Genomic DNA, 15,991 nt, shown 5'->3' with positions numbered 1-15,991 from the left:
TTGGAGATGATATATGAGCTTATTGGACGCATTTAAACCGAAATGGCAGAATTCCAACCCCGAAAGGCGCCTTGAGGCAGTCGAGGAGATGGACGCTCGCGAACAGAGCACCCTGGAACGCATTGCCCTTTCCGATGAAGATAGTAGCGTAAGAAGCGCAGCCGTGAAAAAACTGACCTTGATACCGTCCCTTTCGGCAATTTCCAAAAGGGACAGCGAGGCCGGCATCCGCAGACTGGCCGAATCGCGTTATTTCGAAGAAGTCACCAAGATGCTCAAGGTTTTCCGTGAACCCGCGAATGATGAAGTTTTGGCATTTGTGAACGAACTGAAGGACACGCGCTACGCCGAAGAACTCGCAAAGTCGATGCCGAGTTCCGAACTGCGCATGGAACTCATCAAGAACACCGGCAAGACGAACGTGCTCGTGCAGGCCGCCACCAAGGACGCGAAAGAAGAAATCGCCAAGGTTGCCGTCGAACGCATTGAATCCGAACCGTCGCTGGTAGAAGTCTCCAAGAAGTCCAAGCACAATTCCGTCCAAAAGATTGCCAACGAAAAGCTCCGTGTAAAGAGAGAAGCCGAAGACAACGGCAAGAAGGCAGCAGCCCTCCTCGCCGGCAAGAGGCACGCCCTTATCCAGCAGGCGCACCATCTCGCCGCCGAAAAGAACCCGTTCTCGGTCAAGTCCAAGTTCGAATCCCTGATGGAAGAAGCCAAGGCCCTCGGTATGGGTTCGGAACAGGCCGCTCTCGATGAAATTTACGCCAGTTACGAGAAGTTCCTGCAGGAAGCCGACACCGAACGCATCGCCGCCGAAAAGGCCGCGGCCGAAAAGGAACAGCAGCAGCTGCACCTAGGTGAACTCCTGGCTGAACTCGAGGCAATCCTCGATGCCGGCGAAGTCACTGAAAAGGCAGAGCGCGTAAGCGAGATCACCGCCGAATGGAACGAAAAGAAGTCCATCATGGATGCAGACAGCGTGAAGCGGTTCAACCTCGCCCTCGTCCGCACCCAGGAAGTGAAAAAGCCCGAACCGGAAGTCAAGACCGAAGAAATCGCAAACGAAGAAGCGAAGGCTCGCCCGCAGCTCCTCGAGATGTTCCAGGCTCTCGCCGATTCCGACATTACCGAAGCGACGTCCAAGCACCTGCATGCCCTGGTCCGCGAATGGGAAAAGTTCCCCGCACTCGAAGGCGACGACCCGCTGCTCCAAAGCTACAACACCTTGCGCAACAAGCTCAAGGAAAAGATCACTGCATTCGAAGAAGCCTCCCAGAAGACATTCGAAGCCAATTCCGCGAAACTCCGCGCCCTTATCGAACGTGTAAAGGGCTTCGACGAGAACGAGGACTTCAAGAACCTGAGCCAGAAACTCCGCGACGCATTCGCCGAATGGAAGAATATCGTCGGAGAACAGAAGTTCAAGTACCACGACCTGTGGCTCGAGTACAAGAGCGCTACCGAACGTTTCCAGGAAATGCGCCAGTGGGAATCTTGGCACAACGAAAACGACCGCGCAAACATCCTCGAAGAGATGGAAATGCTTGCGAAGGAACCCGGTAGCCAGGACGTGCTTAACAAGTTGCGCGAATACAGCAACAAGTGGAAGAACATCGGACCCGTCTCCCCGGCGAAGTTCGTGGAATTCCGCGACAAGTTCCAGGCCCTCTACACCCAAATCCGTTCGAACTGCGCGCAGTTCATTGAAGAACGCGAGGCCGAACGCCAGAAGAACCTCGAAAGCAAGGAAGCCCTCTGCCAGAAAATCGAGGAACTCGTGGCGAACACCTCCATGTTCTGGAAAGACAAGTACAAGGCCATGCAGGAAATCCAGGAATCCTGGAAGGCAATCGGCATGGTGCCCAAGGAAAGCCTGAACGCCCTTATCGACCGCTTCAAGGCGGCTTCCAACGCATTCTTTGCCCAGTACAAGGAAAGCATCAAACAAGAAGACCAGAACCGCGAAGCGAACCTCGAAAAGAAACTGATGCTCTGCGAAGAAGCCGAAGCCCTGAAGGATTCCTCCGACTGGAATGCGACATCCAACAAGATGAAGCAGTTGCAGGATTCCTGGAAGGCCACCGGCCCTGTCCCCAAGAGCAAGTCCGAAGAAATCTGGACCCGCTTCCGCAGCGCATGCGATGCCTTCTTCGACAAGAAGCGCACGCACTTCGAAGAAATGGATTCCGCAAAGCAGGAAAACCTCGTCAAGAAGGTGAACCTCTGCGACAAGCTCGATGCGATGGACTCTGCAAACATCACTCCCGAGACCGTCGAAGCCATCAAGGCTATCCGCGAAGAATGGAAGGCCATCGGTATGGTGCCGAAGGAAGCCGTCGAATCCATCAACGAGCGTTTCAACTCCAAGATGAACCAGTTTATCTCTGCGATGGCCGAAACTGACGAAGCCCTCCGCAAGCAGCTGGAAGGCATCAAGAAAAAGAAACTCGAAATGATTGACAAGGTACGCCAGTTCGCCGAAAGTGCCGGCTCTAACCAGCTTGCCGATGCCGTTCGCGACCTGCAGAAGGAATGGCGCGAGCTCGGATCTTGCGGCATCGAGGACACAGAAATTCACAAGACCTTCCGCGAAGCCTGCGACGACTTCTTCACGCGCCGCCGCGACCAGCTGGACATCCAGGAACAGGCCCGCCAGAACAACCTGCAGAAGAAGGTTCTGCTCTGCGAACAGGCCGAAGACCTGCTTGGCGACCTGAACGAAGCCAACGTCGGTGCAGCGATGAACAAGGTGAAGCACCTGCGCAGGCTCTGGAAAGAAGTCGGCGCCGTTCCGCGCGACCAGTCCGACAAGGTCTGGAAGCGTTTCAATGGTGCCTGCGACAAGGTATTCGCATTCGGCCGCAAGGACGAACCGAAGCAAGAAGCCCCTGCCGCTGCTCCGGAAGCGTAACCGCAAGCAAAAGACAATCTTAAAGGGATGGCAAACTTGCCATCCTTTTTTTATTTTTGTGCCATAATGAAGTTCCCTCCATGGACAAGCGTTTCTGAAGCTGCCGACCTGCTAAAGGCCGGCGAAGTGGTCGCCATCCCGACAGAGACCGTCTATGGGCTTGCGGGGAACGCTTACAACCCCGAAGCGCTCGCGAAGATTTTTGCCGCCAAGGAGCGCCCGACGTTTGACCCGCTTATCGTGCATATTGCCGACATCGCGGAACTGGAGAACGTCGCCCGCGACATTCCCGATGCCGCATACCGGCTGGCGGAAGCCTTCTGGCCGGGCCCGATGACCATGATTTTGCCGAAGAAGGATTGCATTCCCGACTTGTGCACAAGCGCGCTCCCTTCGGTGGCGGTAAGGTTCCCGAGCCACCCCGTAGCGCAGGCGATTATCAAGGAATCGGGCCTGCCGCTTGCAGCCCCGAGTGCAAACCTGTTCAAGCACGTGAGCCCCACGACTGCCGAGCATGTCGCAGCACAGCTTGCCGACCGCATCGCAGGCATTGTCGATGGCGGCCCCTGCTCCGTCGGTGTCGAGAGTTCCATCATATCGCTTGTCGGCGCACCGACGGTACTGCGCCCGGGCGCCATCACGCCCGAGATGTTCGCCAGCGTTGTCGGCCCCGTTGCCATCAAGGAGTCTTCTTCTAAGCCCGGGCAGGCAATGGAAGCGCCGGGGCAATGCGACACGCATTACAAGCCTTCCGTACCGCTTTATTTCGGAACCGTTCCCACAAACTACAAACTGCCGGAACATACCGTGCGCATTGCATTCGGGCAACAGGCCGGGCCGATTCCCGCCACAGTGAGCTTATCCGAAACGGGCGACATGACCGAAGCGACTGCAAACCTATATGCGTTCATGCACGACCTCGATACGCCCGACTACGACCTGATTCTCGTAGACCCGATCCCGAATACCGGAGTCGGCATGGCGCTGAACGACCGCCTGAAACGAGCCAGCATCAAGGCGCTGCCGTAACCATTTACATCGGGAACAGCGGGTAGTGTTCCTTGGTATAGGCGCGGGTGTAGGCGTTAAAGTGCCACCATTCGCTACTAAGCGAAACCCAGCCGGCGCGCTTCATGATATTGCGCAGAAGCTTGCGGTTATCGACCTGCTGCTGAGTGAGCCGCCCGCTTTCAAGAGCGGCCGCCTCGCCCACCTCGCCCGCGCAGCGCTCGAACGAATCGAAATCTGTCCCCATGTCGAGCAAAGCGCCCGTGGAATCAGCCAGCGAAAGGTCCAGCGCGAGGCCGTAATTGTGGAGCCCGCCCGTCTTTCCAGAAGACACGTAATTCGTGTACGGCGTGCCCACAACCGCCTGCTTGAGCACCGACTGCGCATACATCGGGCGGGCGGCATCGAAAATCACAAGCGAGTATCCGGGCAGTTCCTTCGCGATAAGTGAAAGCGACCTCTTCAACTTCGGGAGTGCATCCCTGTGGACAAACGCCCGCTGGATACCGCAGTACATGTCATGCCCCGTCACGTTGTTGAACGTTCCGTAACGCAGGTCCATGCGAAGTCCCTTCATGTTCGTAATCTCGACAAGGTTCGTATCCTTGCTGGCGTACTCCACCCACTGCTTCGCGGCAGTACAGAACCGCAACGGCTTTTCGGGCTTCTTGGGCTCAAATGGGATGTCTGTTTCGTGAGCCATCGCCGCTACGGCGAAGAGAAAAAACAGAATGAAGCGCATCACTAGATTCCCAGCATGACTTCGATACCGAACTGGAAGTAGAGTCCCATGCCCTTCGCCATAAACGGTTTCAGGTCATATCCATTCTGCGTATTCTTGTCGGAATCCTGTACAACCCACGAACGTTCGCGCGCATTCTCAGAACCCAGGAAGCGCAGTGCATCCACATCGAGGTTCGCGAACAAGTTATCCACTTCCAGATAGAATCTCGACTTGCGGAACCATCCCTTCTCGCGGATGATATCGAGGTTCACGCGAATATCCGTGCGGAACATGTCGGTAAATTCCTCAAGATCGCGCAAGCGGCGCGTGCCATTGTACCGGACGGTCTCCTTGCCCTGCATTTCGGCATAGGACGGCGTAATGTTGTAGTAGTAGAGCGGCCTGTGCAAGGCGGCATGGTGCGTAAGGATAATCGAGAACAGGGAATCCTTGCGCGGGTAGTAACGGAAATGCGATATGATATCGAGTCTGGAATTCGCTTCCCACGGGAGAGAGCCCTCGTCGAGTTCGTATTCACCATACACGGAACTGATATTCGTAGACATCGCAAAATGATGCCAGGTTTTCCATTCCACCTTCGCATTTGCACCGAGCACCCAAGCATAATCCACAGGAGTAATATCCTTGTACTGCGCATAGGCCTTCGGCATCGGGAGCAAGGGATCGAAATAATAGCGACCAAATCCGCTCGCCTGGGCTACCAGGAACTTGGAATTAAAGCCAAGGCCAAGCTTTGCAGATGCTCCTGTTTCCAAACGCCCGCTCAGGTCGCCATCATCGTAGAAATGCTTCCAGTCGCTACGGTAGGCCGCATTACCAAAGACACGCCAATAGGAAGAATCCTTCTCGGTCAGGTTCTTCTCGAAATCGATAGAAGCAGTCGGCCTTGCATTATGGTCCACGGCATCGGCAATCGCGCCGAGCGAGAATATCGCCTGCGAATAGTCGTTCTTCCAGTTAAACCGGCTCGTTCCCGAAAGCACGCCCGTCTGGTAGTCGCTAGACTGCGTGCCACCAAAGTCCGGATAATTGCGTTCGACCAGGTGATGCTCGTAAAGCAGAGCTCCGCTCACGTCCGACCCGAGAAGTTTCATCTTGAAATTCTTGTCGGCACCCGCGCTGAACGTGGAATGAATTTCTTCGTAGGCATCGATAAATGCCGAAGCCTCCCTCGACATGGCGTTGCTGCGGAAACCAGTCGTATCCTGAAGCGTGTCGCTCAGGTACTGGCGTACATAGCCTGCATGCAAGCTTGTCCCGAACTTCGAGGCATATTCCGCACCAATAACCAAGTAGTTCTGGTTTCCCCTGATGATATCGACCGAGTTGACCTCGTCGTAAGAAGTCATCGTATCCTGGCTTATGGAATATTCATCCGTACTATAAAGGGAGCGCAGGGCCCATGTATTGCCCATACTGTCGGAACCATTCAGCTGGGCATAGAAGTCCATCGCAGACAGGTCGAAGGGGTCCGAAGACTTTACACGACAATCCGACGTACATTCGCCGTCGCGCTTGCGGAATTCCGTAAAGAACTTCTCGCCCAGGTTCTTGAGCATGTCACCATCGAGCCTGCGGAAGGCGAAGCGGAAACTATCCCAGAACAGGAACGGCGCATCGAACTGGATTTCTTGCACCGTAAGGCCCATAGCGCCCTTGAGGCCCCATTCTCCCTTTGTCTGTTCGGGCATGTACTGCACCGAAGTCGCAAGTCCCTGGCCTATCGGACCAGTCCCGTAATGGTCATGAATTTCTATCCCGCTCAGAATATGCGGATTCACGATCGAGAGGTTTCCAGGAAAGCCGACATCGAGATGGCGCATGTTCGGAATGCGCAGGCGCCCGAGGTGGTATGCCACGTCACCCGCACGGGAGCCTTCGTAATAAAGAGCGTTACTGAAATCCTTCTGGCCCGAAATTCCGGGCACCTGGCTCAAGTGTTCCGTGAGGTCAAAGCGCATGCCCGCCGCATCTTCCAGTTTGTCCACCGACACCTTGCGGTCAGGTTCCCACTTCACGGGTTCTCCCCCGCCGACAATCGTGCTGGCCCCGAGGTCCCGCAGGTTAGACGAAAGCGTCACGACCATATCCAGCAAGTCGGCAAAATCCTGCAGGTCAACATATACGCTGTCGAATCCTTCTTTCTGGAACACGAGCGACGCATTCCTGGAATCGACCGTAAGTTCAAAGCGGCCATCCGAAGATGTCTTGCCCAACTTCTTGCCGGAGCGGTATGTAATCTGCACATCGTCGAGAGGCAGATCCGACCCAGATTCAAGAACAACACCCACAATCGGGGTTGGAGTCGCGGAATAGGCAAGCGCGGCAAGGAAAAGAGCCAGTACAATCAGGAGGCTAAATCTCATATTCCACAAATTAGAATTTTCACAAGCGCGACAACCACATTCCCTCCACACAGAACCGCCATATTTTATATTTTCTTCAGTATGCTAGACATCTTTCTGGTTCAAATGGAAGTCGCCGCAAACGACAAGGCAAAAAACTTCGCGAAAGTCGAAGCTCTCGTACGCGATATCCGGAAAAAGGCCGACGACCCAGTCAAGGGACTAATTGTACTATCCGAGATGTTCGCCACAGGCTACCTTCCGCTCCACCCGGAAAAGGCTGCAGAAAATTTTTCGACATCGGCTGCCGGCGAAACGGCACAGTTCCTGCACGGGCTTGCACAGCAGACCGGATGCATCGTGATGGGGTCCGGAATTTCAAGCTCCGACACAGGCTTGCTCACAAACCACACTAGCGTGTACACCGCAGAAAGCGACATTGAATTTGCGCACTACGACAAGCGCAAGCCCTTCTTTATGGAGCAAGGGAAATTCACCGGCGGGAGCGACGCTAGTTTGTTCGAAATAAATGAATGGCAAGTTGCACCGACCGTATGTTTCGACCTGCGCTTCCCAGAACTCTACAGGGATGCAGTAAAGCTCGGCGCCAACCTCTTTACCGTGCAGGCCGCATGGCCAGCAAAGCGCATCGCGCACTGGAATGCGCTACTCAAGGCGCGCGCCATAGAGAACCAAGCTTACGTCGCCGGAGTCAACTGCATTTCTAGCGACAGAAACTACACAGGTAATTCACAAATAGTTAACCCTCTCGGCGAAATCATCGCAGAGGCGCAGGGGAACGAGGAATGCATCATTTCTGCGCGAATTGACGCAGAATTCGCGGAAAATTATCGCAAGGAATTCCCCGTTCTCGCAGGAATCTGACGTCAGCACTAGTGACTCACATCACACCAATAATCCATGTGGAAATAATCCCTCATGGAATACTTTTTGTGTAACTCCTTATTGTTCAAAGCAATACTGACATCATCACTTAAACTCGCGTGTGAGCAATAATACACGCTTTCAAAAACACCCCTAAAACGCCCTCCTTTTTTCATAAAAAAATACTATGTTTTTAATAACGAAAAGAAGTTCAACACCCCTTCCAGAGGTTCCTATGACAACACCCGACATGAACAAGATGAATTATGCTAGGGCCCTCATCAAGGCGGGAATCACCCGTGATCTGGTGCTGAGAATTACAGCAATTTCTAATTACCAGTACACGCAGATCCAACGCGAAGTTCTTGCCGCATAGTCCTAGCACAATGCCGCTTATTCTTACCATTCCAGCGCAGCCCGCAACCCAGATGATGGAGAGGCAGGCTGCGCTTTTTGCATGTTATAAAGATGGCTCGCTGCTCCTGGATTCGACGGACTACAAGAAGCCCGCGAGATTCATGTTGACGCAGGCAGATAAATTTCCGTGGGACCAGTTCATCGAGAAGATGCTTTACATGTGGCAACTCGGCAACTACCGCGATTTACCACCGCAGTTTAGGCCCCAAAAGCGTATCCCGCAGTTCGTGCTCGATGGACTCATGGCAGAACCGACCAACAACAAGCTGAAGGTGCTCGCGGCGTTGCGCCAGCAGGGGTACTTCCCCACGTTGCCATCGCACAAATAAAAAGTTTTTATACGGGGTAAAATGCTGCGGGGCATATAAGAAGCAACAAACGGCTTTTTTATATGCCCCGTTTCATTTGCTTATTGCTATAATTTTGCATATGGACGATATGCAAGGCATTTCCAGCAAGCGCTGGTTCATGGGCAAGGGCGCAAGGATTGATTCCGTTTCGGAGGAGACCCGCGCATCTATCGCCGGATGTGCCATCTCGATCGTCCGCGTAACATTTAATGCCAGCGAAAACCGCGCACCCGATTTCTACGCCCTCATCGAAGACGAATGCCGCATCGGGAACATGCTCGAAGAGGCGTTTTCTGCGCCAGAAAAAAGCTACGCGGCAAGTTCCGGGAAAATCGTCTTCAAATGCGGTCACGATTTTACAGCAAAGACTCAGCATGGCGACCTGCAAAAAAGCCTTTCGGCAATCCGCCCGCTCGATGCTGAGCAGAGCAATTCCGCATTCGCAAGCGAGCGTCTGTTCTTCAAGCTCTACCGCAGGCTGCAAGCGGGCGCCCACCCTGAAGTAGAAACCCTTGAGCACCTAGAAAAAGAAGGCCTTGACGCCATACCGCATTTCTATGGTTCGTGCAAGTACATCGATGATTCCGGCAATGAATATGCACTGGGAATTCTCGAGGAGCGACTCACCTGCATGCAAGACGCGTGGGCGTTCTTTACACAGGGCAAGCAAGACCAGAAATCGCTCACGCAGGCAGCGTTCGGCCTAGGCGAAGCGACCGCAGAAATGCACTGCGCATTGAAAGGCCTTACAGGAACGCAGCCGCAAGCCCCCGACATCCCGTTCGACAAACTGGAACGGCTCCTGCATAATGCAATAGGCGCCGGAACTCCCGCAGGCAACGAGACGAGCGCGCTTTTAGCAAGCGTTGCAGAGAAACTTCCTCGCCTCCGCGAGATTGCGGCAAAATCATTCGACGGCACAACAGAAACGCTGTTCGCCCCGCAGCGCATCCACGGGGATTATCACCTGGGGCAGGTGCTGGTTTCTGCGCAGTCCTCTACTGAAAAAAATGCTCAGGTATTCAAGATTCTCGATTTCGAGGGAGAGCCCTCCCGCAGTCTCGAGTACCGCAGGGCGATGCGTTCCCCCGCAGTCGACATTGCGGGAATGTTGCGCAGTTTCCAGTATGCAGGCGCCACCGCAGCCTACGACAGCGCCACCTGCGAACGCGCTTTTCTCGAAGGCTACGCGCAAGCCGCCCACATCGATGCCGCAGCCCTCGAAACCGCCTGCGCGCCCTACGTGCTTGCGAAAGCCATTTACGAGGCCTGCTACGAACTGGAATTCCGCCCCGGCTGGTTCCACATTCCGGCAAGCGCGCTCCTCAATTTTCTATATTTGCAACCGCTATGACAGTCGAAGAAATGGAAAAGTCGCTCCGCGACGAGGCAAAAGCCCTAGTCGAAAAAGAACCGCTCTCCAAGCTGATGCTCGAAGAACAGGTACTCAGCCGCAAAGACTTTGCGGACATGCTCGGCGTGACTCTCGCCTGTCAGCTGGCCGGTGAAGTTATTGACCGCGACGAACTGGAAAAGATGTTCCGCGAGATTTACGCCAAGTACCCGGACCTTCTACTCTGGGCCGCAAAGGACATCAAGGCTACCGTTCTCCGCGACCCCGCCTGCACCAGCTACCTCGAGCCGCTCCTGCTGTTCAAGGGTTTCCAGGGTTTGCAGGCATACCGCGTGGCACACGCCCTTTGGACGGAAAACCGCCCCTTCCCCGCCAAGATGCTCCAGAACATCATCAGCCGCAAGTTCGGCATGGACATCCACCCGGCCGCAAAGATCGGGCACGGTCTCCTGATTGACCACGCGACAAACATTGTCATCGGCGAAACTGCCGTCGTCGGCAACAACGTGAGTTTCTTGCACGGCGTGACACTCGGCGGTACCGGTAACGAGACCGGCGACCGTCACCCGAAAATCGGGAACGGCGTGATGCTCGGTGCACACGCCCAACTGCTCGGCAACATCCACATCGGCGACTGCGCGAAAATTGGCGCCGGAGCGGTTGTGCTCTGCGATGTGCCGCCGCACACGACCTACGCAGGCGTCCCTGCCGTCGAAGTCGGACACCCGACCGACGACATGCCCAGTTTCAACATGCAGCAGGACTTCACGCGAGACTGCGACTAGCCCGTTTGCCCGCGCAACTGAGGCCGCATGAAAAAAACAGACAAAATCAAGTTCATCGGCGATAAACTAGACGAGTTGTTCCCCAACCCGCCCATACCGCTCGACTACACCAGCCCCTTCACGTTGCTCGTAGCCGTCGTGCTGAGTGCGCAGTGTACCGACATACGCGTAAACCAGGTAACGAAAGTCCTGTACAAGAAGGCGAAAACGCCCGCTGCCATGGTCAAGCTTGGGGTCGAAAACATCGCCGAGATTATCAAACCCTGCGGATTCTTCAACACGAAAAGCAAGAACATCTATAACCTGTCGAAAACGCTAGTCGAGAAATACGGCGGAGAGGTCCCCCGCACCTTCGAGGAACTGGAAGCCCTCCCCGGCGTGGGCCACAAGACGGCAAGTGTCATGATGATTCACGCCTTCAAGACACCCGCCTTCCCCGTCGACACGCACATCCACAGACTTGCAAAGCGCTGGGGACTATCGGACGGCAGTTCCGTCGAACAGACCGAGGCCGATCTCAAGAAAATATTCCCCAAGGAAGAATGGGAAAAGCGCCACCTGCAGATTATCTACTTCGGGCGCACGTACTGCAAGGCAATGGGACACAAGCCTGAAAACTGCCCCATCTGCAAAGTAGTAGGCTGTAAGTAATCCTATTAAAAGAAATAAAGATGCCCGGTCAAGCCGGGCATGACAAGTCCTAGTATCTGCAAACTGCTAGCGTTCGCCCTTAAGCAGTTCCTCAAAGTAGACAATCGTCTTCTCGAGTCCCTGGCGCAGCGGGATAGTCGGTTCCCAGCCAAGTGCGCTCTTCGCAAGGTCGATATTCGGGCGGCGCATCTTCGGGTCGTCACCGGGGAGCGGCCTATAGACTATCTTGCTCTTGGAACCCGTCAGTTCGAGCACTTCCTTCGCAAGCTCAAGCATCGTGAATTCACCAGGATTCCCGATATTCACCGGACCGATAATCTTGTCCTGGTTCATCATGCGCACAAAGCCCTCAATGAGGTCGTCCACATAGCAGAAGCTGCGGGTCTGGCTGCCGTCGCCGTAAATGGTGAGGTCTTCGCCCTTGAGCGCCTGCACGATGAAGTTAGATACCACGCGGCCATCGTTGGGCAACATGCGCGGGCCGTAAGTATTGAAAATGCGCACAATGCGGATGTCCACATTATTTTGCCTGTGGTAATCCATGAACAACGTTTCGGCAACGCGCTTGCCTTCGTCATAACAACTGCGGATACCGATGGGGTTCACGTTTCCCCAGTAGTCTTCGGTCTGCGGGTGCACTGCCGGGTCACCGTAGACTTCGCTCGTTGAGGCCTGCAGAATACGCGCCTTCACACGCTTGGCCATGCCAAGCATGTTGATGGCACCCATCACGCTCGTCTTGATGGTCTTCACCGGATTAAACTGGTAATGGATAGGGCTTGCGGGGCACGCGAGGTTAAAGATGCGGTCCACTTCCAGCAAAATCGGTTCCGTAACATCGTGGCGGATGAGTTCAAAACTCCTGTTATCACGCAGGTGCGCGACGTTCGCCATACGGCCCGTAAAATAGTTATCTAGACAGATGACCTCGTGGCCATCGTCCAAAAGCCTTTCACACAGGTGGCTACCCAAAAAGCCGGCACCACCAGTTACCAAACAGCGCATAGATTCTCCAAATCAATAAACGTACAAACTACAAATCAATCATCCGGTGCAGATGCGCCCACCGCCTGTTCCAGCGTGGTAAGGCCCTGCAGAGCCTTGTTGATGCCATCCATACGCAGCGTAATCATGTCGCATTCCTTCATGGCGCAACGCTTGATTTCGTCACCGGAGGCACGCTTGATAACCAGGTTACGCACGGATTCGTTCGGCACGAGGAACTCGTAGATACCGCAACGGCCCTTGTAACCCGAACCATCGCACTTGTCACAGCCCTTGCCATGGTAGAACTGCATGTCGGGAGAGAGGTGCAGTTCTTCGCGCAGGGATTCGGAAATTTCCACAGGCTCCTTGCAGTACTTGCAGATGCGGCGCACAAGGCGCTGTGCAAGGATACCCTTGATAGCGGTAGACACAAGGAACGGTTCCAGGCCCATTTCCAGCAAACGCGGGAACGAACCGGCAGCGTCGTTCGTATGCAACGTACTGAAGACCAAGTGACCCGTCAATGCGGCTTCGATAGCCATGGACGACGTCTCCTGGTCACGCATTTCACCGATCATAATAACATCCGGGTCCTGACGGAGCAGGGCGCGAATGCCCGCCGCGAAGGTAAAGCCTGCGGCGTTGTTAATTTGTCCTTGGTTAACGCCATCGATGTTCAATTCCACCGGGTCTTCCATGGTAGAAATGTTAATCGTGGAATCAAGAATCTCGCGGATAGAAGCGTAAAGCGTAGTAGACTTACCGGAACCAGTCGGGCCGGTAACAAGCACAATGCCGTTCGGAGCGTTAATCGCATCGATAAACTGCTTGAACACGCGCGGGTCAAAGCCCATGTCCTTCAGCGGGAACTGGCCGGAGTTCGGGTCCAAGATACGCATAACAATCTTTTCGCAAACACCGCGCTTACGCAGCGAAATCGGGAACGAGCTCACACGAAGGTCAACTTCGGAACCCTTGTAGCGCACCGTGAAACGGCCGTCCAAAGGTTTACGCTTTTCGGCGATATCCATCTTCGACAAGAGCTTGATACGCGAAAGGATCTGCGGCATGAGGCGCGCGGGAATCGGCGCCATCACCTGCAGGTCACCATCAATACGGTAGCGGAGCTTGAGGAACGTTTCCTGCGGCTCCAGGTGAATATCGGATGCGTGGCGGGCAATGGCTTCGTGGATAAGCGTCGTCACGATCTTCACGACCGCACGGCCTTCTTCGTCACTCAGTTCGGGTTCGTCGTTTCCCCCTTGGCCACGTTCGACAGTTTCGAGTTCTTCGCCGTCCTTGCTTTCGCTGATAAGTTCGGCAAGAGATTCTTCTTGCGGACCATGACCTGCATAAACGCGCTCGATAGTCTTCATGACATCCGCTTCAGACGCCATCACGACATCCACGTCCATCTTGACCTTGAACTTGACTATCTGGATAACGCGCATGTTGGTCGGGTCGGTCATCGCAAGCGTCAGGGCCTCGCGAACCATCTTGCGGTCATCCTCGGACTTCGAGACGAACAGCGGTACCACCTTGTACTGCTTGCACATTTCTTCGGGCAGGTAGGTGTAGGCGTCGTTGTCGATGGAGAAGTTCTCGAGCTTTACGTACGGGACTTCGAACTGGCGGGAAAGGATTTCGACAAGCCTTTCTTCGGGCATGTAGCCCAGTTCCACCAGCGTACGGCCAAGACGCTTGCCCGTAGTCTTCTGCGTTTCGAGAGCCTTGTCCAGTTGCTCCTGCTTAATGTAGCCCTGCGCAAGCAGCATTTCGCCGATGCGCATCTTGGTGGCCGACTGCATCTGTACACCAAGAATGCTGGTGAGCGTATCTTCGGAAACCATCTGCAGGCGGACAAGCACCTTCGCGAGCGAAAGGCCCGTACGCTTGTGTTCCGAAATGGCATGGGCCAACCGGTCTTCGTCAAGGACATGCTGACGGAGCAGGAGTTCGCCTAAGTTCATTTTCACATTACTTATCATAAATGAGACCAAGCCTGTGCTTTAACAAACCTATTTTCCCCATCGGAGCAGCGCATACGGACTCCCGAACCATCTACTACGGTCCCAATCCTGAACACGCCTCCCGAAAGGGCGTCATCTCTTGGAAATATATCATTTTTGACAGATACGGTGAAAAGAAGTTCGTATTCTTCGCCACCATTTAACGCAAATTCAAGAGGGTCAAGGCCATAGCGCGCAGACAGGCGCAAAACCTCGGGGTCGACCGGGATATAGCGTTCCTCAATCTCGATTCCCACGCCCGACGAAAGGGCCAAGTGGTTGAGTTCCGAGGAAAGCCCGTCGCTTATGTCCATGCAAGCCCCGCGAACGCCCATTTCTACGAGCCTTGCGCCACAATGTTCGTCTATCGTGGGGGCCAGGTGGTAATCGACAAGCGTCGGAAATTCATCCTTCGCCTCCGGGTGGTTCATCAGGAGCCAGAGCCCCGCGGCAGACTTCCCGAGAGTGCCTGCGACAAACACGCCGTCGCCAACCTTGGCACCGGAGCGGAGCAGGGGGTCGCCCTTATCCGAGATTCCCAACAACGTTGTACTCAGCATTCCGCAATCCGCCGAAACGGTATCGCCGCCAATCAGGGCAATCCCGCGCCTCGCAAAGCCCTCGGCTACGGCATCGCCGATACGCTTTCGCGTCTGGGCGTCCCACGACTTGTTGATGCAGATTCCCGAGAGAGCAAACTTCGCAGACCCGCCCATCGAGGATATGTCCGAAACGTTCGAAACGATGTGCTTCTCGACAGCCTGTTCCGGAGTAGACCAGTCCATGCGAAAATGAGTCCCTTCGACCGAGAGGTCCTTCGTCACGAGCCAGCCGTCGAATATGGCGCAGTCGTCCCCGGCAGGGAGCCACGACCTCGAAACGGGCGACACGGGCGCCATCGGGGAGGCCTTTTTTAGCAAGGAATCGATGAACTTGAATTCGGCCAGATCAGGGAACATACCACAAATTTAAATAACTCGGAAGACCCCTAAAAAAACAACTTGGCGACAAATGGTGGATAAGTTGGCGATAATTATGGGGTAGAAAATAATTTTTCAAAATAGGGCAAAAAATCTATTCACAGCCCGTAATAAATACCTATCTTTTAGGCCATGGGACACATTTTCTTCATTTCGCCGTCTTCCCCGGGGAGCCTTGACAGGATGAGCCAGTGGACTCTCCAGTGGCTTTTGGAGAACGACATGGCGGAAGATTGCACGATGTACACCTGCAATTCCGTCGAAGAAGCTTCCGGAATTCTCGAAACGGCACTCATCGTCGGCGAAACCCCGTCCCTCATCATTTTCGACCATGCGGACCGCCCCACCGAAGTGAACATCGAGTTCAGCAAGAGGCTCCACAGCAGCATTCCCGAATCGTGGATCGTCGAAATCGTCCCGGATTCCATGCCCATCCAGAAGGATAACGACAACAGCCTTTACTGGATACGCCGCCCGCTCGACGAAGACGAATGGCGCGAGACCCTCGAACAGGTGCTCCGCAAGACCCCGACCCCGCAGTGGGCCAACGACTAATTCGCT

The 15,991-nt window shown here is 54.7% G+C and carries 14 protein-coding genes; 9 read left to right on the top strand and 5 right to left on the bottom strand.

Annotated elements, in window-relative coordinates:
* The first annotated feature begins 13 nt into the window (after positions 1–13).
* Together B7994_RS02770 and B7994_RS02765 are read left to right on the top strand one after the other, a co-directional pair.
* Entirely contained in the window at positions 14–2,914 is a 2,901-nt protein-coding gene (locus tag B7994_RS02770; RefSeq protein WP_088636935.1) for a DUF349 domain-containing protein, read from the top strand.
* 66 nt (positions 2,915–2,980) lie between these two features.
* A complete protein-coding gene (locus B7994_RS02765) occupies positions 2,981–3,943 on the top strand; it encodes an L-threonylcarbamoyladenylate synthase (RefSeq protein WP_233142961.1) in 963 nt (320 codons plus the stop codon).
* Between the two features lie 4 nt (positions 3,944–3,947).
* On the opposite strand, the gene B7994_RS02760 is transcribed toward B7994_RS02765, so the two are convergent.
* Together B7994_RS02760 and B7994_RS02755 are read right to left on the bottom strand one after the other, a co-directional pair.
* On the bottom strand, positions 3,948–4,625 hold the full coding sequence (locus B7994_RS02760; protein WP_233142959.1) for a M15 family metallopeptidase: 678 nt from the start codon (positions 4,623–4,625) through the stop codon (positions 3,948–3,950).
* A gap of 41 nt (positions 4,626–4,666) precedes the next feature.
* Positions 4,667–7,033, bottom strand: coding sequence for a hypothetical protein (locus B7994_RS02755; protein WP_088636932.1), 2,367 nt, complete (start codon positions 7,031–7,033; stop codon positions 4,667–4,669).
* 81 nt (positions 7,034–7,114) lie between these two features.
* Between B7994_RS02755 and B7994_RS02750 the strand changes: the two genes are divergently transcribed.
* The 6 genes from B7994_RS02750 (at position 7,115) to nth (ending at position 11,454) form a co-directional block, all read left to right on the top strand.
* Positions 7,115–7,897 (top strand): nitrilase-related carbon-nitrogen hydrolase, encoded by a 783-nt coding sequence (locus B7994_RS02750; RefSeq protein WP_088636931.1) that lies wholly within the window; start codon positions 7,115–7,117, stop codon positions 7,895–7,897.
* Positions 7,898–8,132: 235 nt separating this feature from the next.
* Positions 8,133–8,273, top strand: a complete 141-nt coding sequence (locus B7994_RS14140) for a hypothetical protein (protein WP_173824323.1) — start codon at positions 8,133–8,135, stop codon at positions 8,271–8,273.
* Between the two features lie 10 nt (positions 8,274–8,283).
* A complete protein-coding gene (locus tag B7994_RS02745) occupies positions 8,284–8,643 on the top strand; it encodes a hypothetical protein (RefSeq protein ID WP_088636930.1) in 360 nt (119 codons plus the stop codon).
* 100 nt (positions 8,644–8,743) lie between these two features.
* The gene (locus tag B7994_RS02740; protein ID WP_144063719.1) at positions 8,744–10,018 is read left to right on the top strand and encodes a phosphotransferase; all 1,275 of its coding nucleotides are present in this window, start codon (positions 8,744–8,746) and stop codon (positions 10,016–10,018) included.
* A complete protein-coding gene (gene cysE / locus B7994_RS02735; protein WP_088636928.1) occupies positions 10,015–10,803 on the top strand; it encodes a serine O-acetyltransferase in 789 nt (262 codons plus the stop codon). Before B7994_RS02740 ends, cysE begins: the two co-directional genes overlap by 4 nt.
* A 27-nt stretch (positions 10,804–10,830) precedes the next feature.
* The gene (gene nth, locus B7994_RS02730; RefSeq protein WP_088636927.1) at positions 10,831–11,454 is read left to right on the top strand and encodes an endonuclease III; all 624 of its coding nucleotides are present in this window, start codon (positions 10,831–10,833) and stop codon (positions 11,452–11,454) included.
* 66 nt (positions 11,455–11,520) lie between these two features.
* On the opposite strand, the gene B7994_RS02725 is transcribed toward nth, so the two are convergent.
* The 3 genes from B7994_RS02725 to thiL are packed head-to-tail and all read right to left on the bottom strand — an operon-like array spanning position 11,521 to position 15,409.
* The gene (locus tag B7994_RS02725; RefSeq protein ID WP_088636926.1) at positions 11,521–12,459 is read right to left on the bottom strand and encodes a UDP-glucuronic acid decarboxylase family protein; all 939 of its coding nucleotides are present in this window, start codon (positions 12,457–12,459) and stop codon (positions 11,521–11,523) included.
* 35 nt (positions 12,460–12,494) lie between these two features.
* Positions 12,495–14,411, bottom strand: a complete 1,917-nt coding sequence (locus tag B7994_RS02720) for a GspE/PulE family protein (RefSeq protein WP_233143006.1) — start codon at positions 14,409–14,411, stop codon at positions 12,495–12,497.
* A 14-nt stretch (positions 14,412–14,425) separates the two neighbouring features.
* A complete protein-coding gene (thiL, locus tag B7994_RS02715) occupies positions 14,426–15,409 on the bottom strand; it encodes a thiamine-phosphate kinase (protein WP_088636925.1) in 984 nt (327 codons plus the stop codon).
* Positions 15,410–15,562: 153 nt separating this feature from the next.
* Between thiL and B7994_RS02710 the strand changes: the two genes are divergently transcribed.
* Positions 15,563–15,985: a hypothetical protein gene (locus B7994_RS02710; RefSeq protein WP_088636924.1), complete on the top strand. Its 423-nt coding sequence runs from the start codon at positions 15,563–15,565 to the stop codon at positions 15,983–15,985.
* The last annotated feature ends 6 nt before the right edge of the window (positions 15,986–15,991 follow it).

This window comes from Fibrobacter sp. UWR2 (genome assembly GCF_002210285.1).
In the GTDB taxonomy this organism is placed as follows: domain Bacteria; phylum Fibrobacterota; class Fibrobacteria; order Fibrobacterales; family Fibrobacteraceae; genus Fibrobacter.
The sequence above is the reverse complement of the archived record's forward strand: the minus strand, read 5'-3'. Positions and strand labels throughout refer to the sequence as shown.